Below are 19,081 nucleotides of genomic sequence, written 5' to 3' on the forward strand. Positions count from 1 at the left end.
CACTGCTGCCACTTTTTTGGTTGAGCTAAACATAGATATTTTCATGCAAGAACTTTCTTTTGACCTTGGGCATATCAGACTGACCGGACTGGGATTTGGAGATCCAACTAACCCCATCATTTTTGCAACACATGGTTGGTTAGACAATGCTGCCAGTTTTATCCCTTTGTCGCAGTATCTGGAAGATTATTACATTGTGGCTCTGGACTTCGCCGGGCATGGAAAATCTGAGCATCGAGCGCAAGGTGCGCATTATCATATTTTGGATAATATCTTTGATATGCATTCCTTGATTGAATCCCAAGGCTGGAAGGATATTCTGTTTCTTGGGCATTCTATGGGCGGCATTCTGGCGGGAGCTTATGCGGCATGCTTTCCTGAGTTAGTGAAAGGACTAGTGTTAATGGAAGCTTTTGGTGCCTTGACCAAAGAGCCTGAAAGCAGTCCGCAGCAGTTGAGAGATTCAATTCGCAGCCGTTTGGACGTGAATATTAAACCCACGAGTAAACCCACTTCTATAGAACAAGCCGTACAGGCTCGTTTAATGGCTGGAAGAATGCTGAGAGAATCGGCAGAGCTGTTGATGCGTCGCAATATCAAGCATAGCGATGATGGCTTTGAGTGGCGTACCGATCGCCGCTTGCGCACCCTGTCTTCACTTCGCTTGACTGAACCTCAAGCGGATGCCTTCTTGCGTGGTATCGAATGCCCTACCTTATCCATTTTGGGGAAACAGGGGTTTGATGAGTTAAAACCGATTCAGGCAAACAAGAAATATCTGATTAGAAACTTTCGTAGTACCGAGTGTGTAGGCGGGCATCATTTGCATATGGATAATCCCCAGGAAGTGGCACAAAAAATTAAAGAATTTTTTCAGGAAATTTAACTTGGGGGTTGTTGAATTTTCATGAGCGATCGTCCTGGTTAATGAATTGTTGCATATTTGGTCAATTGAGTTAGCGAAATTTTAGAAAACCGTGACTAAATATGCCCGAATTCCGTATTTTTTGCCGTGTGGGTAGTATTTTCCATTTAACTTTATTAAGCCATTCGCTACTATCCTCTACTTAAAGTTGAAAACCCGATAAAAAATCCTACCAAAGAGCAGGTTGCAGCTATAACAAGAACACTCAGGAGCACAAACTGTGGAAAAAATATGGCTTAAGAATTACGCAGAAGGTATAGCCGAGGAAATCAATGCCGATCGATGTCCTTCCGTTATGCATATCTTTGAAGAAGCGGTGGCGAAGTACGCTGACAAAGTCGCGTTCCTTAATATGGGGAAAAGCCTGACGTTTTCTGAAGTGGATAGACTAAGTAAACAGTTTGCTGCGTATTTGCAAAGTAGTGGTCTGAAAAAAGGCGATGCTGTCGCCATTATGATGCCGAATTTACTGCAATATCCTATTGCCTTATTTGGTGTATTACGAGCTGGTATGGTGGTTGTGAATGTTAACCCCATGTATACCAATCGTGAATTAAAGCATCAATTAAATGACTCCGGTGCCAAAGCCATTGTTATTGTGGAAAACTTCGCTCATACCCTGGCGGAAGTGGTGGCTGATACACCGGTTGAACAAGTCTTGACGACGCAAATTGGTGATATGTTGCCAGTTCCCAAACGCTGGCTCGTGAACTTTGTGATCAAGCGCGTTAAGAAGATGGTGCCTGAGTTTTCGTTGCCGGGAGCGAAAAGCTTCTTGTCTACCTTGTCAGAAGGTGCTCGCGCACAATATCAGCGCCCTGAATTGCACGGCGACGATTTAGCCTTCTTGCAATACACTGGTGGTACAACGGGTGTTTCAAAGGGCGCTATGCTGACTCATCGTAATATGGTGGGTAATCTTGAACAGGTTTCAAGCTTTTTGGAATTACTCATTGATAAAGGTGAGGAGATGATTGTAACGGCGTTGCCGCTTTATCATATCTTTGCCTTGACCGCTAACTGCCTGACTTTTGTTAAATTTGGCTGTGCCAACCTGTTGATCACCAATCCAAGAGATATGCCGGGATTCGTGAAAGAGTTGTCTGAGAACCCATTCACCATGATGACGGGTGTGAACACCTTGTTTAATGGTTTATTGAATACTCCCGGGTTTAAGGAATTGGACTTTTCCAATTTCAAACTGGCATTGGGCGGTGGTGCCGCAGTACAACGACCTGTTGCTGAGCGTTGGCATGAAGTGACGGGCAGAGTGTTATTGGAAGGTTATGGTTTAACTGAATGTAGCCCGGTTGTGACAGTAAACCCGCCGGATCTGGAAAGATATAAAGGTTCTATCGGTGTGCCTCTTCCTTCTACCGACATTCGTTTGATTGATGATGAAGGCAATGAAGTTCCTATGGGTGAAGCGGGCGAAATGTTCGTGAAAGGCCCACAAGTGATGAAGGGCTACTTTAATCGCCCGGAAGCGACGGAAGAAATCCTGAAAGACGGTTGGCTGGCTACGGGTGATATCGCCAAATGTGACGAAGAAGGTTACTTCTACATCGTTGATCGTAAGAAAGATATGATCCTGGTTTCTGGCTTCAACGTGTTCCCTAATGAAATCGAAGAAGTGGCCGCCATGATGGAAGAAGTGGTTGAAGCTGCGGCTGTTGGTGTGCCTCACGAAGTATCGGGGGAAGTGGTTAAGTTATTCGTAGTGAAAAAAGATCCGGGATTAACCGAAGCCATGGTGATTGAGCACTGTCGTAAGCATTTAACCGGCTATAAAGTGCCTAAATTAATTGAATTCAAAGAAGAACTACCCAAGTCTAACGTGGGTAAGATCCTAAGAAGGGAGTTACGTTAAGTTACTCATGGAATATCTGTATATAGACACTCAGAAAGCCTTGGATGAGTGTTGTCAGCAAGCATTAACCTGCGAGTATGTCGCTCTGGATACAGAGTTTGTGCGTACTCGCAGCTACTACCCCAAATTAGGTTTAATTCAGCTATTTGATGGCAAGCAATTGTCTCTCATTGATGCATTGGCTATCTCAAACTGGGATAGCTTTGTTGCATTATTAACGGCTGAAAATGTGGTTAAGGTACTGCATTCCTGTTCCGAAGATTTGGAAGTGTTCTGGCATCACATGAGAGCCATGCCTGCGCCTCTGTTCGATTCTCAGTTTGCGGCAGGCTTAAGTGGCGAAGGTGCGTCGCTGGGCTATGCCAAGCTGGTTTCGGATATGCTTAATGTTGAACTGGATAAAGGTGAGTCTCGCACCGACTGGCTACAGCGTCCATTAAGCCCAAAGCAGTTGGATTATGCTGCCAACGATGTCACGTATCTGTATCAGTTATATCCTATGTTGCGAGAAAAGCTGCAAGCTCAGGATTATACTCAGGAACTTGGGCAGGATCGAGCCTCATGGGTCTTTGCTGAAATGGCTCAGCTTGCTAACAAGAAAAGCCATCCATTACCTGCCGAATATCAATATTTGAATATTAAGAATAATTGGCAACTACAGGGTAAAACGCTGGCTGCATTAAAAGCATTGGCTGCCTGGCGAGTTGAGATGGCTCGTAGCAAAGACCTCGCGTTGAATTTTGTGGTTCGTGAACATGAGTTGCTTGAGGTTGCTCGTCATCTGCCGACGGATAAAAAAGCATTATCGGCATTGCATTGCCTCGGTGGTAAAGAAACACGCTTGTACGGCGATCAGATAATCCAGATTATTCAGGACACACTGAATAGTTCCCCTGAAAGTTATCCGCCTCCGGTTGAACGCTTAAGTGAGCGGGCAAACTACAAAAAAGCCCTTCACGCTGTGCGTCATGTGTGTATTGAGGTTGCGGAAGAAAATGGCATTAAGGCGGAAGTGTTTGCGTCTAAAAATCAGGTAAATCAATTGCTTAAATGGCGCTGGTTTTCTATTAACGAATTTACTGCGAGCGGCATTGTGCCTGATTTAGCTTTGGGCTGGAGAAAAGAGCTGGTTTACGATCAGGTTCTTAAGGTGCTTGCCGAGATACCTCCCAAATAATAGGGCTCTCAAACAGGAAAAATGCCCAAATAAGAGATATCGCCCAATGAGAAACCATCTTGTATAATCCGGCTGTTTTTTATTTGAATCATTGGAATCAAGATGCTCTGTTCAGTTTATAAAAGTCCCAAACGCAGTGAGACCTATTTATATATCGAGAAACGAGATGATTTTTCTCGTGTGCCAGAAGCGTTGATGCAGACTTTTGGTAAACCTGTTCACGTGCTTAGCCTTGCTTTAAAACCTGAGCGTCAGTTGGCGGGAGCCGACGTTGAACTGGTGAAGTCAGACTTACTGGAAAAAGGTTTCTATTTGCAGTTGCCAAAGCAAGAAGAAAATATGCTGGAAATGCATAAGGCGATGCAAAAAGCGGAGCAGGCATTTGAAGAAGCCCAGCAGCAAGCGCAAGAAGCGCAACAGCAAAGCAGAGCAAACTAACATGTACCAGCATTATCATTATGATGGTTCTACTTTGCCTTTTACTCCGGGCAAGGCCGTGTGTGTGGGGCGCAACTATGCCGATCACATTCAGGAACTGAACAACAGTGTGCCAGACGAGCCATTATTGTTTATCAAACCCAGCACAGCCATGTGCAAGATAACCGATGCCTTACGACTCCCTGATAACTCGCTCTGTCATAATGAATTAGAAGTCGCGTTACTCATTGCTGAAACCTTGCCTGTTGGACACTCGAAGAGTGATGACGAGCTTTACAAGGCGATTTGGGGGGTTGGATTAGCGCTTGATTTAACGCTTCGTGACAAGCAATCAGAGCTTAAAGAGAGAGGATATCCTTGGGAAAGAGCCAAGGCGTTTGACAATAGCTGCCCGCTGTCTGCCTTTGTGCCTTTTGCCAATATTCATGATGTGCAAAATCTGGATTTTACTCTCGATGTTAACCAGCAACGCCGTCAGACAGGCAACACAAGCCTGATGTTAACGGATTGCCTGGCGCTGATTCGGGAAATTACAACTGTGTTTACCTTGTGTCCGGGTGATGTCGTGTTAACGGGAACGCCAAAGGGCGTTGGTGCGCTTAATGGCGGCGATAAGCTTCATGCTTGCCTTTATAATTCAAATTCTGATTTATTAATCGACGTTGTCACTCAAGTGGGTTAGTTACATGTCAACGAGTGCTTTTTGGGAAGAGAAAGATTTATACGAGATGACCCGGGAAGAGTGGGAATCTTTGTGTGATGGCTGTGCCAAGTGTTGCCTGCATAAGTTTATTGAAGACGATGATGTCGAAGAGCAGGAAAGTACAGATAAGCTTAAGGATGGTGAACAGCTTATCTTTACCAATATTGTTTGTAGTTTGCTCAACACGAAAACCTGTAGTTGCACCAAATACACAGAGCGTTCACAACTGGTGCCTGATTGTGTCAAGCTGACCAGGGAGAATCTGGACAGTATTTTCTTTATGCCTCCAAGTTGCACTTATCGTCGTCTACATGAAGGGCGAGGATTACCTTCCTGGCATCCTTTATTGCATAAAGGAGCCAAGAGCAAGATGCATAAAGCGGGAATGTCGGTGCGTGGTAAGACCGTATATGAACACGATGTCGATTTACAACAGTTTGAAAATTACATCGTGTCCTGGCCGTTGGCTGATTTGGATTAGTTTATTTTAAGAGCCTCTCAGAAGCCGTTGATGGACTTACTCTTATTGAGTTCTTAACCATTCTTCGGCTTCTTGAACACAGAAAAACAATTTAATGTTAAGTGGCGACTGGGACAGGAACTCTTCACAGAGGACTTTTTGCAGCGAGTTACAGTAAACCAGAGCCATTGCCCGGCAACCGTTCTCAAACCCCCATTGATAATTGCGTCCAATCAGTGAAATGACCTCAGGATCACCGAGAGCATTGTCATCGGTAATATCCAGACGTATCCAGGAATTTAATGCTTGTTTCGCTACTGACTCTCGTATTGATAATCCGGCCAGCTTTATACCTTCAACATTAAATGGCCCTTGGGTGGAGATGATAATTAATTCATCTTGCCATTTTAATTGAACCATTCCATGAGGTTCTGCGGTAAATTCAGGTTGTCTGCGAGGCTGGTACATCTGCTCAACTACATATGAATTAGAAGGTTTGATAAGTATAGCATTTAAATTTCTAAGGCGAGAAATCTTAAAATATTGTTAGTTATCTTATGGTTATAAAGCTTTTATAATTAATGAATGAATCTGTTCAAATGTTTCTTGTTTTTATTCTGGGTAATTAAAAATAATGCATGGGGATTTAATAAAAAAATCCCGACTAAAAGCCGGGATATAAGACACTCAACAATTATATTGAATGTGAAGGGAATCGAGCGTTTTAAATTAAGCTGTTACGTTTTAGGCTGCAACGTTTGTGCTTTCAAAAATTTTATCTGCAGATGCCGCAACAAATCCTGTATATAGCTCGCCGTTTGGTAAAGTATAACGTTGGGCAAACTCATAAAAACAGCTTGGAATTTCTTTCTTGGCGTCTTTAAATTGCACTTCTACTTTGTCTGCCATCGTTGATGATTGAGCCAGAAATACATCTTGTCCGCCTTTAATTTCTCCACCTGAAGTATTTAAAGTGAAACCCGCTACTTTTAATGCTGCATTGACCTGACTTAATTCAGCGTAATGATCTAAATAATTAACGCTTACGGTGAAGTGGTTAGCGCGATAGCCCCATGCAGACATCCAGGCGGCATATTCAGACTCGGCTAATAGCGTTTCGTATTCTTCAGTGGTTACACTCCACAATGCGCCTGAATACAAGAAGTTATCCTGTTCTGTTGCGCCTTCTGGTACTTGAGCGACCATGTTGTGGATAATTTCTTGAACTGATTCGGAAAACGCTTCAACCAACAATTCGCTAATGAACACTTTCGGTTTGGTTGTATCCGGGTGCTCGTAATGTTTCGCTTTTAATTTCTTTTGTTCGAAATCGTATTGGCCTTTTTCTTCATAACCTAATGCCAGGAAATGCGCTGCCAATTTTTCCAGGTTTACTTTTTCAATATTAAAAGTACGAAAAGCTACGTGATCGTTAATTAAGGTATTTCCTTCGCCCAGCAATTTATGCACTTTATTCGCTGAAGGTGTTACTTGAATATAATTATCCCAAAGATGATTAAATAGGGTGTCGAGGTTGTTATGCATACAGCTGCTTATCTATTCCACATAAATTAGACAATGAATAAATGCGATTAATATCGGCCTCTATTCGTGGCGGCGCGCATTATATACAACCTTGATTAAATTAACAGCGAAATTAAATGAAATGATTTTATTCAGGTTAATTAATTATCTTTATGTTTTTAAAATGTTAAATATGTTTTTTGCTTGTAATTAATTGGTGATTTTATCATTAAGTTTTTAATTAAAAGTTAGACGAAAAATGCGAGGAAAAAATGCCAGAAAAAAGGCGCCCGAAAAATGAAAGATTTCGGAGCGAAGAATTAATAATCTTCTGGATGTTGGGATTATTTATCCCGAATTCAGGTTATTCAGATTAGCCCTCTTAATTTAGCCAGCCCAAAAGCATTGCACGTAGTAGCATCAACAATATCGCCTCTTAATATCATTTGTTCAAAATCGGTAATTTTGACTTTCAGTACCGTTAATCCTTCTTCTTCGGCTTCCGGCGCAGCTTCTTCTGCTTTTAGATCTGTCGCTACAAAGATATTGTAATACTGAGTGCAAAAGCCTACGGCCAGGGCTTGTTTGCTGATGTGTTGCATTGATCCTGCAATCAGTCCGGTTTCTTCTTTCAATTCCATTGTGGCGAGGGCTTCAGGAGATATATCGGGGTTGTCTTCGCTGGCTCCTTGTGGGAATTCCAGACTTCTTCTTTGCAAAGGGTAACGATACTGATCGACTAATATCAGGCTGTCTTCAATGATTGGAATGATAATCGCGAAATCCGGCTTGTCTACTATGCCGTATATCCCTTTGGTTCCGCTTTCTCGCTGGATCTGATCTTCGTGAACGGTCATCCATTTGTTCTGATATACAACGCTGCTGCTTAATTGCTTTATTTCAGACATGGAACCCTCCGGTAGTATTCTTGCGGTATATGGGCTTGAACCAGGCATGGATTAAATATGCCTGAACTTGTCTATTGTGAATCAGATTTATGGTTATTCGCGATGTTTTCCTAATGAATCGTATATTGTCTGCAACTGCTTAAACATCACTGATTCACTGAGCTTTTCTGCAAAGTCTCGTTGTGCTGCTTTACAGAGTGCTTGTTTGTTTTTATCGTCAGTTATTAAATTAGACAGGCATTTATGAAGTGAAGCAATATCTCCAGATGTAAATAAAAGACCATTTTTATCAGGGAAAATGATTTCTGGAATATATCCAACTGGAGTTGTAATAATGGCTTTACCTGCCGACATTGCTTTGAGCAGGTTGGTTGAGGAGCTCTCCTTATATACAGGAAGGCAGAAAATATCCGCTTGTGCCAATTCGTAATTTTTTTGTTCTTCAGTGAGTTTCCCAAGTAAAGTGATGCTTTTTTCAACACCTAATTTATTGATTTGTACTTTTAGTTTTTCAGTTTCTTCGTTTTTAGTCATTTCACCAATTTTCAGAGTTGCTTGTGGATGTTCGGGTAGCAATTGAGCGAAAGCGACCAAAAGATCAAAAACAGCTGTGTATTCTGTTTTGTACTCTGTAATAGGGTTAAGGAATAAGATGCTTTGAGGTTTTACCGGTGGAGTCGGCTTTGGGGTGTTGAAATGTGGTACAGAGTTGAACAGAACTTGTATATTGTCTTGCTTGCCTGTAATTACTTCAATCCTGCGAGCTATTTGTCTCGAAGCTGCGATTATCTTGTCCGCCTGATTAAAAAGCCGGCTTATTTTTCTTTGTTTCTTCGGTGATTGTGCATCATAAAAGTCGGCAAATGCATCGTTGTGCAGATGCAATATTATTTGCGCTCCTAATTGCTTCGCAAGAGTGACAATCAGCTTTGTGCGCATAAAACTGAAATTCAAATCCAGATGAAGATGAAGCCAGCCAAGTTGATATCTTATACCTAGCCAGAGTAATTGCGTTAACCCTGAATTAAATCGAAATATTGTTCCAGGTAGGCTGCTGTCGGAGGAATGTGTGGTAATAAACAGAATATTGTTTTTTTCACAAAGTGCAGAGTTTATATAGTGTTGAATCAAGTGTGCGGCATTACCCTGGCTATCTGTTGAAGCGCCAGCAATAATGTTGATGGTTTTATTCAAAAGCTGGATTCCTTCTTGTGGTTATCAGACGGGGTTATGGACACTATAGTTACTAATTTTATCAGCAGATTTTTAAATCAGGATAAAATAGGGAATTGGTCAGCTAGCAAGACAAGTAGAGCTTTATTGCGATAAGAGGAGTAAGGAGCAATGGCTGCTAATATTCATCTGAGTGATTTAGTGTAGCCAGAAAGCCATTCCCTGCAACAGATACAAAAACGCCCGGCATTGCCGGGCGCTTTATCTTCATATTATGCTTTAAGCGGTTGCTAATCTTAGTTAGCCGCTGAAGCCAATGCGTCAGCTTTGTCGGTTCTTTCCCAAGGGAATTCTTCGCGACCGAAGTGACCATAAGCAGCAGTAGGTTGGTAAATGGGGCGTTCCAAATCCAACATTTTGATCAAGCCGTAAGGGCGAAGATCAAAGTGCTCACGAACCAGGTCAGTCAAGGCTTCGTTGCTCAATTTGCTGGTGCCGAAAGTTTCAACGCTGATAGAAGTAGGTTCGGCAACGCCGATAGCGTAAGAAACCTGAATTTCACAGCGGTCTGCCAAGCCAGCAGCTACGATATTTTTCGCTACATAACGGCCAGCGTAAGCGGCTGAGCGGTCAACTTTAGATGGATCTTTACCAGAGAAAGCACCACCACCGTGACGAGCCATACCGCCGTAGGTGTCTACGATGATTTTACGACCAGTCAAACCACAGTCACCCATTGGGCCACCGATTACGAAACGGCCAGTTGGGTTGATGAAGTATTTAGTGCTGGCTGAAAGCATGTCTGCTGGCAATACTGGCTTGATGATTTCTTCCATTACTGCTTCTTGCAGGTCTTTCAGGCTTACTGATTCTTCGTGCTGAGTAGACAATACAACTGCGTCGATACCTACTGGCTTACCGTCTTGATAAACGAAAGTAACCTGGCTTTTTGCGTCTGGACGTAACCAAGGTAAGGTTTTGTCTTTACGCACTTCTGCCTGGCGCTTAACCAAACGGTGAGAATAAGTAATTGGAGCTGGCATAAGTACGTCGGTTTCGTTGCTCGCATATCCGAACATCAAACCTTGGTCGCCTGCGCCTTGCTCTTCTGGACGAGAACGGTCAACACCCTGATTGATGTCAGGAGATTGTTTACCGATAGTGTTTAATACTGCGCAAGAATCAGCGTCGAAACCCATGTCTGAGTGGGTATAGCCAATTTCACGAACAGTTTTACGTGCTAATTCTTCAATGTCTACCCAAGCTGTGGTGGTGACTTCGCCGCCAACCATGACCATGCCGGTTTTGACATAAGTTTCGCACGCAACACGCGCTTTTGGATCTTGTTCAAGAATTGCATCCAATACCGCGTCAGAAATTTGATCCGCAATTTTATCAGGATGACCTTCAGATACTGATTCTGAAGTGAAAAGCTGTTGAGCCATAATCTAGTTCCTATCTGGTTACTGATTGCCAAAAAACTTATGCATCATAACTGAGTTTCAAAGAAATGCCAGTATATGCTTCTAGACGTCTAAAAGTCTATATGCAAATTTTTGTATGGTTTTAAGTACAGTTTGATCGCGTCTATATCGGCAGGAACCTTATGATATATAGCTTTGAGAGGTAAAAAATATGGACGTCAAGGAAAGAATCATCTGACCAGATTCAATATAAGTATTATTAATTCCGTATAAGCATTGCAGATATAACGAGTCTGAGTAAAATTAGGCCGTCAATGAGCCCCGCTTATTTGGTTAACTGAGTTGGTCAATGTATTTGGTCACTCTAACCAGACTGAAAGCTCGTCTGAGAAGTTCACCCTTATTTTTCATTCGTTGTAACCAGTGAGTGCTACGTGAAGGGGTGGTATTTAAATTTAGCTGTTTTAATTGTCCCAATCATATCCAGGAGACCCCATGCCAACACGTAAAGAATTAGCCAATGCCATTCGTGCACTAAGTATGGATGCTGTTCAGAAGGCAAAATCAGGCCATCCAGGTGCCCCTATGGGTATGGCTGATATCGCTCAGGTGCTATGGGGAGACTTTTTAAGACATAGTCCAAGCAACCCTGATTGGGCTAACCGTGACCGCTTCGTGCTTTCCAATGGTCATGGTTCCATGTTGATTTATTCTTTACTGCATTTAACTGGCTACGATTTACCTATTTCTGAGCTGGAAAACTTCCGTCAATTGCATTCTAAAACTCCGGGTCATCCAGAATATGGCTATGCACCGGGTGTTGAGACTACCACCGGGCCATTAGGGCAGGGTATCAGTAACGCTGTGGGTATGGCGATCGCGGAAAAAGCACTGGCTGCACAATTTAACCGTCCGGGACATGAAATCATCGATCACTACACTTATGTGTTCATGGGTGATGGCTGTTTGATGGAAGGGATTTCTCATGAAACCTGTTCCTTGGCGGGTACGTTGGGCTTGGGCAAGCTGATTGCCTTCTGGGACGACAACGGTATTTCTATCGACGGTGAAGTGGAAGGCTGGTTTACCGATGACACACCTGCACGTTTCCGTGCTTATGGCTGGCAGGTTATTACGGGTGTTGATGGTCATAACCCTGATCAAATTAAAGCCGCGATTGAAGAAGCGCGTGCCGACAGCGACCGTCCTACATTAATTTGTTGTAAAACCATCATTGGTTACGGCTCACCGAACAAGCAAGGCAAAGAAGATTGTCACGGCGCGCCTTTAGGTGATGATGAAGTGGCCTTAGCCAGAAAACAATTAGGCTGGAATTATCCTCCATTTGAAATTCCAGAAGATATCTATTCAGTTTGGGATGCCAAAGTGAAAGGTGATGAAGTGGAGTTGGACTGGAACCAACAATTTGCTTCTTACCGTCAGGCGCATCCTGAGTTGGCGAAAGAGTTACAACGTCGCCTAAGTGGCAAGTTGCCAGCCGATTGGAGTGAAAAATCCAACGCCTATATCGCTGATTTGCAAGCTAACCCTGCCAATATTGCCAGCCGTAAAGCCAGCCAGAACAGTTTGGAAGCGTTTGGCCCGATATTGCCTGAATTAATGGGCGGCTCTGCCGATTTGGCCGGTTCTAACCTGACCATCTGGTCGGGCTCTAAAGGCTTAACTAAAGAAGACGCCAACGGTAACTATATTTTCTACGGTGTGCGTGAATTTGGTATGTCGGCGATTATGAATGGTATTGCCTTGCACGGTGGCTTCAAGCCTTACGGCGCGACCTTCCTGATGTTTATGGAATATGCGCGTAATGCTGTTCGCATGGCTGCGCTGATGAAATTGCCAGCCTTGTTTGTTTACACACACGATTCCATTGGATTGGGTGAAGATGGCCCAACTCACCAGCCGGTAGAACAAATTGCGGCATTGCGTATGACACCAAACCTGGATAACTGGCGTCCTTGTGATCAGGTTGAATCTGCGGTGGCGTGGAAATATGCCATTGAGCGTAGCGACGGCCCAAGCACATTAATTTTCAGTCGTCAGAATCTGGCACAGCAAGACCGTAACGCCGAGCAAGTGGCTAATATCGCCAAAGGTGGTTACGTGCTGAAAGATTGTGATGGTCAGCCGGACTTGATTTTGATTGCAACTGGCTCTGAAGTTGAGATTGCGGTTGGCGCATACAACGATTTGACGGCTCAAGGTAAGAAAGTGCGTGTTGTTTCTATGCCAAGCACCGATGTATTTGAGCTGCAAGACAAAGCCTACAAAGATTCCGTATTACCCCCTTCTGTTACCAAGCGTATCGCTATTGAAGCGGGTATTCGCGATTTCTGGTTCAAGTATGTTGGCTTGGATGGCGCTATTGTGGGTATGGACAGCTTTGGTGAGTCTGCTCCTGCGGGCGATTTGTTCAAGCATTTCGGTATTACCAAAGAGACTGTGCTAACGCTGGCAGCAGATTTGTTAGCATAACCTTTCATATATTAAAGGCAGGTACTGAGCCTGCCTTGTTATTTTGCGGATTGCAAAGCAATGATCAAAGTTGCTATTAATGGCTTTGGGCGTATTGGGCGCAGTGTTGTGCGTGCGTTGTATGAGTCAGGCCGACACGAGCAAATCAAAGTAGTAGCCATTAATGAGCTCGCCGCTCCAGAAGGTATTGAACACCTTTTAAAATACGACACCAGCCACGGGCGCTTTATGTTTCCTGTGTCTTTGGATGGGCAAACCCTGAAAGTTGGGAATGACAACATTCGGCTGACCCATCATCGTTCTATCGACGATTTGCCTTGGGCGGAAATGGAAGTGGATGTGGTGTTGGAATGTACCGGTGTTTATTCCAGCCGGGAAGATGGCGAGCGTCATATTCAAAGCGGAGCAAAAAAGGTACTGTTTTCACAGCCTTGTCAGCAAGATATGGATGCCACTGTTATTTATGGCATCAATGATAAAGAGCTGCTGCCTGAACATCGAATCGTGTCTAACGGCTCTTGTACTACTAACTGCATTGTTCCCATTATTCAGGTGTTGGACGATGCGTTTGGTGTGCGTAGCGGTACGATTACTACCATTCATTCATCCATGCACGATCAGCAAGTCATTGACGCTTATCATCCTGATTTGCGTCGAACTCGTGCCGCGAGCCAGTCGATAATTCCGGTTGATACCAAGCTTGCCGTCGGTATTCAGCGCATTTTGCCCAAGTTCGCAGGGCGCTTTGAAGCGATTGCGGTGCGTGTACCGACTATCAACGTGACGGCAATGGATTTAAGTGTGTCGTTGCATCAGGATGTGACCGTGGCTCAGGTGAACAAAGCCTTGCAAGAAGCGCGTGTTGGCGATTTACAGGGGATTTTGGACTACACTGAAGAACCTTTGGTGTCGTGCGATTTTAACCATGATCCTCATTCCTGCATTGTCGATGGTACACAAACTCGTGTAAGCCATGGTCATTTGGTGAAAACCCTTGTGTGGTGTGACAACGAATGGGGCTTTGCCAATCGCATGATCGATACTACGCTTGCGATGGGGCAATAGAGCCGATGAGTCAATAAATAGCCTATGAGAATACATGCGGCGGCAGGTTAACAGAATTTTTCACAATTATTTTTTGGGGTTGATATGCCAATAATCAAAATGACTGATTTGGATTTATCCGGCAAACGAGTGCTGATCCGCGAAGATCTAAACGTGCCGGTGAAAGATGGCAAGGTAACGTCCGATGCACGTATTCGTGCGTCTTTGCCGACCATGAAATTGGCATTGGACGCAGGCGCAAAAGTGATGGTGATGTCACATTTAGGGCGTCCAACCGAAGGCGAATACGCCGATGAATTTTCCATGCAACCCGTCGTTGACCACTTGTCTGGCATGTTAGATTGCCCGGTCAGATTGGTTAAAGACTACCTGGGTGGTGTTGAGGTTCAGCCCGGTGAATTAGTGGTGTTGGAAAATGTTCGTTTTAACAAGGGCGAGAAGAAAGACGACGAAGCCTTGTCGAAACAATATGCAGCCCTTTGTGATGTTTACGTGATGGACGCCTTTGGCACAGCGCATCGTGCTCAAGCTTCTACTCATGGTGCAGGTAAATTTGCACCAGTTGCTTGTGCTGGCCCCTTGTTAGCGGCGGAATTAGAAGCCTTGGGTAAAGCCTTGCAAGAACCTGCCAGACCTCTACTGGCAATTGTTGGTGGTTCCAAGGTTTCCACCAAGTTGACTGTACTGGACAGCCTATCTCAAAAAGTAAACCAACTGATAGTGGGTGGCGGTATTGCGAATACCTTTATTGCCGCAGAAGGACATTCCGTTGGTAAATCTTTGTATGAAGAAGATTTGTTGCCGGAAGCGCGTCGTTTGCTGGATGCCGCAAAATCCAATGGTACTGAAATTCCGGTGCCAGTGGATGTGGTTACAGGCAAAGCGTTTTCAGAATCAGCGACGGCAGAATTGAAAGCGGTTGATGAGGTTGCTGACGACGACATGATTTTTGATATCGGTCCTCAAACCGCTGCGCAATTGGCCGACATGATTAAGTCAGCCGGTACTATTGTGTGGAATGGCCCTGTTGGGGTATTCGAGTTTGACCAGTTTGGTGATGGCACTAAAGCCTTGGCAGAAGCCATTGCTAACAGTAATGCTTTTTCCATCGCCGGTGGTGGCGACACATTAGCCGCCGTAGACAAGTACAATGTAGCCGATAAAATATCCTACATTTCTACCGGTGGTGGCGCTTTCCTGGAATTCCTGGAAGGTAAAGAACTACCTGCGGTTGCCATGCTAAGTGCGCGCGGTGAAGCGTAAGTTTTGCAGCACTTAAAGCACGATTAATAACACGCGACAAAACGATTTTATTTTTAAAACTTTACGTCATAGCAACAAGGTTGTGACGTCATCAAAATAGGAGTGTTGCCAATGGCCGCACCAGCCAATAAAGATATGCTAGCAAAGTTGCAGAATGGGCAAGGTTTCATTGCTGCGTTGGATCAAAGTGGTGGTAGTACCCCAAAAGCACTGAAAATGTACGGTGTTGATGAGAACGAATACAACGGTGAAGAAGAAATGTATGCCACCGTACATAAAATGCGTACTCGTATCGTAACCAGCCCTGCTTTTGGTGGCGACCGCATTTTGGGTGCTATTTTGTTTGAAAATACACTGGATCGTGACATCGCTGGCAAACCCAGTTCCAGATATTTGTGGGAAGAGAAGCAAGTGGTTCCTTTCCTGAAAGTTGACAAAGGCTTGGCTGACGAAGAAAACGGCGTTCAAATGATGAAGCCGATGCCTGAGTTAGATGCGTTGTTAGACAAAGCGGTCGCTCAAGGCGTATTTGGCACTAAAATGCGCTCTGTTATCAAGCAAGCTAATGCAGATGCTATTGCTAAAGTGGTTGAACAACAGTTTGAAATTGGTAAGCAGATTTTGGCGAAGGGCTTAGTGCCTATCATCGAGCCAGAAGTAGACATTAACTCTGTTGATAAAGCGGAATCAGAAGTGATTTTGCGCGACTTGTTGTTGAAGCATTTGTCTGCTTTGGGCGACGAAAAAGTCATGCTTAAGCTGACGTTGCCAGAAGATGCCAACTTCTATGAAGCCTGTGTTAAGCACCCTAATGTATTGAGAGTGGTTGCGTTGTCTGGTGGTTACAGCCGTGAAGAAGCGAACCGTCGCGTGAATGAAAACAATGGCATGATCGCAAGTTTCTCTCGTGCATTAACAGAAGGCTTGTCAGCACAACAGTCTGATGACGAGTTCGACAGCATGTTGGACAGCACTATTGAAAGCATTTATCAGGCTTCTTTGAGCTAATTCTTCGCTATTAGCGCCAAACTTATAACACTGGCTCATAACTGTTTGAGCCAGTGCTGCTTTACTACCAATGCAGCACTTTACGCTGCTCAATAAAATCAATTAACACCCGTACTCGTTTTGCTTTTTGACTATGCTGAGCGAAATATAAAAACAACCCCGGTTGCTCTATCCAGTGTTCCGGCAAAACCGGTAGTAAAGTGCCTTGTTCAAATGCGCTTGCCACGACAGGTTGAACCAACCGTCCAATACCCACACCCTGTTTCGCCGCTTCGACCATAAGATCGGTATCGTTAACGATAAGTGCTGTTGGCATGTTGACTGCCACTGGTTGCCCTTGTTCTTGTAAATTGAGCTGCGCCAGCATGTTCGAGGCAATAAAGCGGTAGTGAATAAGCTTATGGTGCTGCAAGGCTTCGATACTGTTGGGCATACCATGTTGTTCTATGTAGCCCGCAGAGGCAAAGAGCGCATCACTCATATTCGGTGTTAAGCGCTTTGCGACCATTGTCGGCTCAATGCGATCACCAAACCGTATCCCCACATCAATGCCGTCTTTGATGATGTTTACTGTTGCATCTGAAATCGAGATTTCCAGCTCTATTTGGGGATAGAGCTGACAAAACTCAGCAAATATATGGCGGAAAAAAAGCTGATAAACAAAACGAGGCAAGGTGATTTTGACTTTTCCTGACGGGGCATTACCCAAGGAAGTGACCTCATCCAATGCCGATTCCAGGGTTTTAATGGCGGGTAGGGTTTTGTCGTATAGCTGTTGCCCGGCTTGGGTTAATTCCAGATGCCGAGTTGTTCGAGTGAACAGCGACAAGCCAAGATTCTGTTCCAGTAATTTCAATGATTGGCTCACCGAAGGTGCAGCCAAAGACAACTTGCGAGCTGCGCCTCGAATACTGCCTTCCTGAACGATGCAATGAAACAGCATGAGTTGATTGTGGGTTGTGCTTTTGTTCAGCATGTTCGCGTTTGGCTGGTGTTAATTTTTATTGTTAGGTAAAAGCTAACAAATTAAAAGAAACTAGTCATCTTATGCTTTTTATTGGTTGCCGTTATTCTGCTGACATCGAGTAAATGCCAGTGAATGAGAGCGTACCAATGACTAACACCTTAATTATCTCGGGTCATCCCAATTTGCAGAATTCCGTTGCCAACCAGTTGATTTTAAATCGCGTCAAGACGCAGATGGAAGGGGTGACAATACGTTACCTTGACCAACTTTATCCCGATGCCCGTATTGATATTGAGCAAGAGCAAGCGGCACTGTTAGACGCTGATGTGGTGGTATTGCAATATCCATTCTATTGGTACTCTGTTCCTGGCTTATTAAAGACCTGGATTGATCAGGTTTTCTCCTACGGCTTTGCTTACGGTAGCGCGGGCGACAAACTAAAAGGCAAACGCTTTATCCTGTCTTTTACCATTGGTGGGCCTCAGGAAGCTTATGATCCTCTGGGCTATAACCATTTCACTATTGAGCAACTGGTGTTGCCGTTGCAGCAAACTGCGTATCTGGCTGGCATGGTGTTTGAAAAGCCGATTTACACTCATCGAATGATTTACATCCCGAATGTGTACAACACCAGAGAAGAGGTGGAACAAAGAGCCAATGAACATGCCGGGCGCTTAATAGAAGCGATTGCTCATGCAGGCATTCAGATGCAGGCACAAGGTGCGGCGCAGTAACCTTTGATATTTTGTGATGTCTCTTAAAACCTGAGCGATGATTTACAGAAAAACACGCTGTTAAGCTCAACATTTGCGTACGCTTGCTATAGAATTGCCCGCTGAATTTAAGGGGAGGCATCATGCGCAATAAATCAATAATATTATTAGCAGTTTTAACTTCTTTTGGCGTATTGGCAGAAGAGCAAGCAGAACAAAAACCATTTACGCTTGATGGTGAGGTGGGGCTTATATTTACCACGGGTAATACAGAAACCTCCTCATTTAAAGGTCGATTGAGCTCCCAACATGAATTGGAAATGTGGAGCAATGAGTACACGCTGGAAGCTTTGTATAAGCAAGACGAAGTGACTGATGACAGCGACAACACTGAAACCCAAACAACGGCTCAGAAGTTTTTCGTTTCTGGTCAGGGCAACTACAAGTTGAATGATCCTAACAATCGTTTGTTTGCGTTTGCTTCATACGAAGATGACAGGTTTAGCAGCTTTGACTATCAGGCTACTGTCGCAGGCGGTTGGAACAGCAAGGTGTGGGATGATAACGAATCCACTTTCTCTTACAGCTTGGGTCCGGGTTATTCGTTTGCTGAAACCATGGAAGGTGAAGATGCCAGCGGGTTCATCGTCCGTGGAGCGGTTAACTACAAGTGGAAGGTGTCTGACAATGCGACCTTCAAGCAGTTTCTGAGCACGGAAATTGGTAGCGATAACACCAAATCCAAGTCAGAAACCTCCGTTTCTGCCAAAGTAAACGGTTCAATGTCATTGAAGTTCTCTGTCATCCTTAATCACAACACTCAAGTGGATGATGGTATTGAGAATTTGGACACAGAGACCGCTGCGACCTTAGTTTATACTTTCTTCTAAGCCAAAATAATCATCTTGTTAGCTGAGCATCAGATTGCTTCTGATGCTCAGGATTCTTTCTTTCCTTCCTTTTCTTTTCC

Annotated in this window: 18 protein-coding genes; 12 read left to right on the forward strand and 6 right to left on the reverse strand. The window is 44.2% G+C overall.

What is annotated here, in order from left to right; genetic code table 11:
- Positions 1 to 43: 43 nt before the first annotated feature.
- From KIH87_RS05490 to KIH87_RS05515, 6 genes are all read left to right on the forward strand, one after another.
- On the forward strand, positions 44 to 886 hold the full coding sequence (locus KIH87_RS05490; protein ID WP_232360533.1) for an alpha/beta fold hydrolase: 843 nt from the start codon (positions 44 to 46) through the stop codon (positions 884 to 886).
- Positions 887 to 1,145: 259 nt separating this feature from the next.
- Positions 1,146 to 2,795 carry a long-chain-fatty-acid--CoA ligase FadD gene (gene fadD, locus KIH87_RS05495; protein ID WP_232360534.1) on the forward strand — a complete coding sequence of 550 codons (1,650 nt, stop codon included), beginning with the start codon at positions 1,146 to 1,148 and terminating at the stop codon, positions 2,793 to 2,795.
- A gap of 7 nt (positions 2,796 to 2,802) precedes the next feature.
- Entirely contained in the window at positions 2,803 to 3,972 is a 1,170-nt protein-coding gene (gene rnd / locus KIH87_RS05500) for a ribonuclease D (RefSeq protein ID WP_232360535.1), read from the forward strand.
- Positions 3,973 to 4,074: 102 nt separating this feature from the next.
- Entirely contained in the window at positions 4,075 to 4,410 is a 336-nt protein-coding gene (locus KIH87_RS05505) for a YcgL domain-containing protein (protein WP_232360536.1), read from the forward strand.
- On the forward strand, positions 4,355 to 5,092 hold the full coding sequence (locus KIH87_RS05510) for a fumarylacetoacetate hydrolase family protein (RefSeq protein ID WP_332460731.1): 738 nt from the start codon (positions 4,355 to 4,357) through the stop codon (positions 5,090 to 5,092). The genes KIH87_RS05505 and KIH87_RS05510 overlap by 56 nt, the downstream gene beginning before the upstream one ends.
- Before the next feature lie 4 nt (positions 5,093 to 5,096).
- The gene (locus KIH87_RS05515; protein WP_232360537.1) at positions 5,097 to 5,594 is read left to right on the forward strand and encodes a YcgN family cysteine cluster protein; all 498 of its coding nucleotides are present in this window, start codon (positions 5,097 to 5,099) and stop codon (positions 5,592 to 5,594) included.
- Between the two features lie 42 nt (positions 5,595 to 5,636).
- Here the strand turns inward: KIH87_RS05515 and KIH87_RS05520 are convergent, their stop codons facing one another.
- The 5 genes from KIH87_RS05520 to metK form a co-directional block, all read right to left on the reverse strand.
- Positions 5,637 to 6,041, reverse strand: coding sequence for a hypothetical protein (locus tag KIH87_RS05520; protein WP_232360538.1), 405 nt, complete (start codon positions 6,039 to 6,041; stop codon positions 5,637 to 5,639).
- Positions 6,042 to 6,317: 276 nt separating this feature from the next.
- Entirely contained in the window at positions 6,318 to 7,118 is an 801-nt protein-coding gene (locus KIH87_RS05525; RefSeq protein ID WP_232360539.1) for a DUF1338 domain-containing protein, read from the reverse strand.
- Positions 7,119 to 7,465: 347 nt separating this feature from the next.
- Positions 7,466 to 8,005, reverse strand: a complete 540-nt coding sequence (locus tag KIH87_RS05530) for an NUDIX hydrolase (protein WP_232360540.1) — start codon at positions 8,003 to 8,005, stop codon at positions 7,466 to 7,468.
- A gap of 93 nt (positions 8,006 to 8,098) precedes the next feature.
- A complete protein-coding gene (locus tag KIH87_RS05535; protein WP_232360541.1) occupies positions 8,099 to 9,199 on the reverse strand; it encodes a glycosyltransferase family 4 protein in 1,101 nt (366 codons plus the stop codon).
- Between the two features lie 275 nt (positions 9,200 to 9,474).
- Positions 9,475 to 10,623 (reverse strand): methionine adenosyltransferase, encoded by a 1,149-nt coding sequence (gene metK, locus KIH87_RS05540; RefSeq protein WP_232360542.1) that lies wholly within the window; start codon positions 10,621 to 10,623, stop codon positions 9,475 to 9,477.
- Positions 10,624 to 11,097: 474 nt separating this feature from the next.
- On the opposite strand from metK, the gene tkt reads away from it, so the two are divergent.
- From tkt to KIH87_RS05560, 4 genes are all read left to right on the forward strand, one after another.
- Positions 11,098 to 13,095: a transketolase gene (gene tkt / locus KIH87_RS05545; RefSeq protein WP_232360543.1), complete on the forward strand. Its 1,998-nt coding sequence runs from the start codon at positions 11,098 to 11,100 to the stop codon at positions 13,093 to 13,095.
- 60 nt (positions 13,096 to 13,155) lie between these two features.
- Positions 13,156 to 14,160, forward strand: coding sequence for an erythrose-4-phosphate dehydrogenase (gene epd / locus KIH87_RS05550; protein ID WP_232360544.1), 1,005 nt, complete (start codon positions 13,156 to 13,158; stop codon positions 14,158 to 14,160).
- 84 nt (positions 14,161 to 14,244) lie between these two features.
- On the forward strand, positions 14,245 to 15,423 hold the full coding sequence (locus KIH87_RS05555) for a phosphoglycerate kinase (RefSeq protein ID WP_232360545.1): 1,179 nt from the start codon (positions 14,245 to 14,247) through the stop codon (positions 15,421 to 15,423).
- A 111-nt stretch (positions 15,424 to 15,534) separates the two neighbouring features.
- Positions 15,535 to 16,431 (forward strand): fructose bisphosphate aldolase, encoded by an 897-nt coding sequence (locus tag KIH87_RS05560; RefSeq protein WP_232360546.1) that lies wholly within the window; start codon positions 15,535 to 15,537, stop codon positions 16,429 to 16,431.
- A gap of 64 nt (positions 16,432 to 16,495) precedes the next feature.
- On the opposite strand, the gene KIH87_RS05565 is transcribed toward KIH87_RS05560, so the two are convergent.
- On the reverse strand, positions 16,496 to 17,407 hold the full coding sequence (locus KIH87_RS05565) for a LysR family transcriptional regulator (protein ID WP_232360547.1): 912 nt from the start codon (positions 17,405 to 17,407) through the stop codon (positions 16,496 to 16,498).
- 137 nt (positions 17,408 to 17,544) lie between these two features.
- Between KIH87_RS05565 and KIH87_RS05570 the strand changes: the two genes are divergently transcribed.
- Entirely contained in the window at positions 17,545 to 18,132 is a 588-nt protein-coding gene (locus KIH87_RS05570) for an NAD(P)H-dependent oxidoreductase (protein WP_232360548.1), read from the forward strand.
- A gap of 122 nt (positions 18,133 to 18,254) precedes the next feature.
- On the forward strand, positions 18,255 to 19,001 hold the full coding sequence (locus KIH87_RS05575) for a DUF481 domain-containing protein (protein WP_232360549.1): 747 nt from the start codon (positions 18,255 to 18,257) through the stop codon (positions 18,999 to 19,001).
- Positions 19,002 to 19,081 lie beyond the last annotated feature (80 nt).

It is taken from the genome of Paraneptunicella aestuarii (assembly GCF_019900845.1).
GTDB classification, from domain to species: Bacteria; Pseudomonadota; Gammaproteobacteria; order Enterobacterales; family Alteromonadaceae; genus Paraneptunicella; species Paraneptunicella aestuarii.

Excerpts from the sequence above, each read along its gene's own strand:
- KIH87_RS05515 (WP_232360537.1), top strand. The coding sequence starts at position 5,097 with ATGTCAACGAGTGCTTTTTGGGAAGAGAAAGATTTATACGAGATGACC.
- KIH87_RS05490 (WP_232360533.1), top strand. The coding sequence starts at position 44 with ATGCAAGAACTTTCTTTTGACCTTGGGCATATCAGACTGACCGGACTG.
- KIH87_RS05525 (WP_232360539.1), bottom strand. The coding sequence starts at position 7,118 with ATGCATAACAACCTCGACACCCTATTTAATCATCTTTGGGATAATTAT.
- epd (WP_232360544.1), top strand. The coding sequence starts at position 13,156 with ATGATCAAAGTTGCTATTAATGGCTTTGGGCGTATTGGGCGCAGTGTT.
- KIH87_RS05530 (WP_232360540.1), bottom strand. The coding sequence starts at position 8,005 with ATGTCTGAAATAAAGCAATTAAGCAGCAGCGTTGTATATCAGAACAAA.
- rnd (WP_232360535.1), top strand. The coding sequence starts at position 2,803 with ATGGAATATCTGTATATAGACACTCAGAAAGCCTTGGATGAGTGTTGT.
- KIH87_RS05565 (WP_232360547.1), bottom strand. The coding sequence starts at position 17,407 with ATGCTGAACAAAAGCACAACCCACAATCAACTCATGCTGTTTCATTGC.
- metK (WP_232360542.1), bottom strand. The coding sequence starts at position 10,623 with ATGGCTCAACAGCTTTTCACTTCAGAATCAGTATCTGAAGGTCATCCT.
- KIH87_RS05575 (WP_232360549.1), top strand. The coding sequence starts at position 18,255 with ATGCGCAATAAATCAATAATATTATTAGCAGTTTTAACTTCTTTTGGC.
- KIH87_RS05560 (WP_232360546.1), top strand. The coding sequence starts at position 15,535 with ATGGCCGCACCAGCCAATAAAGATATGCTAGCAAAGTTGCAGAATGGG.
- KIH87_RS05505 (WP_232360536.1), top strand. The coding sequence starts at position 4,075 with ATGCTCTGTTCAGTTTATAAAAGTCCCAAACGCAGTGAGACCTATTTA.
- KIH87_RS05555 (WP_232360545.1), top strand. The coding sequence starts at position 14,245 with ATGCCAATAATCAAAATGACTGATTTGGATTTATCCGGCAAACGAGTG.
- KIH87_RS05570 (WP_232360548.1), top strand. The coding sequence starts at position 17,545 with ATGACTAACACCTTAATTATCTCGGGTCATCCCAATTTGCAGAATTCC.
- KIH87_RS05520 (WP_232360538.1), bottom strand. The coding sequence starts at position 6,041 with ATGTACCAGCCTCGCAGACAACCTGAATTTACCGCAGAACCTCATGGA.
- tkt (WP_232360543.1), top strand. The coding sequence starts at position 11,098 with ATGCCAACACGTAAAGAATTAGCCAATGCCATTCGTGCACTAAGTATG.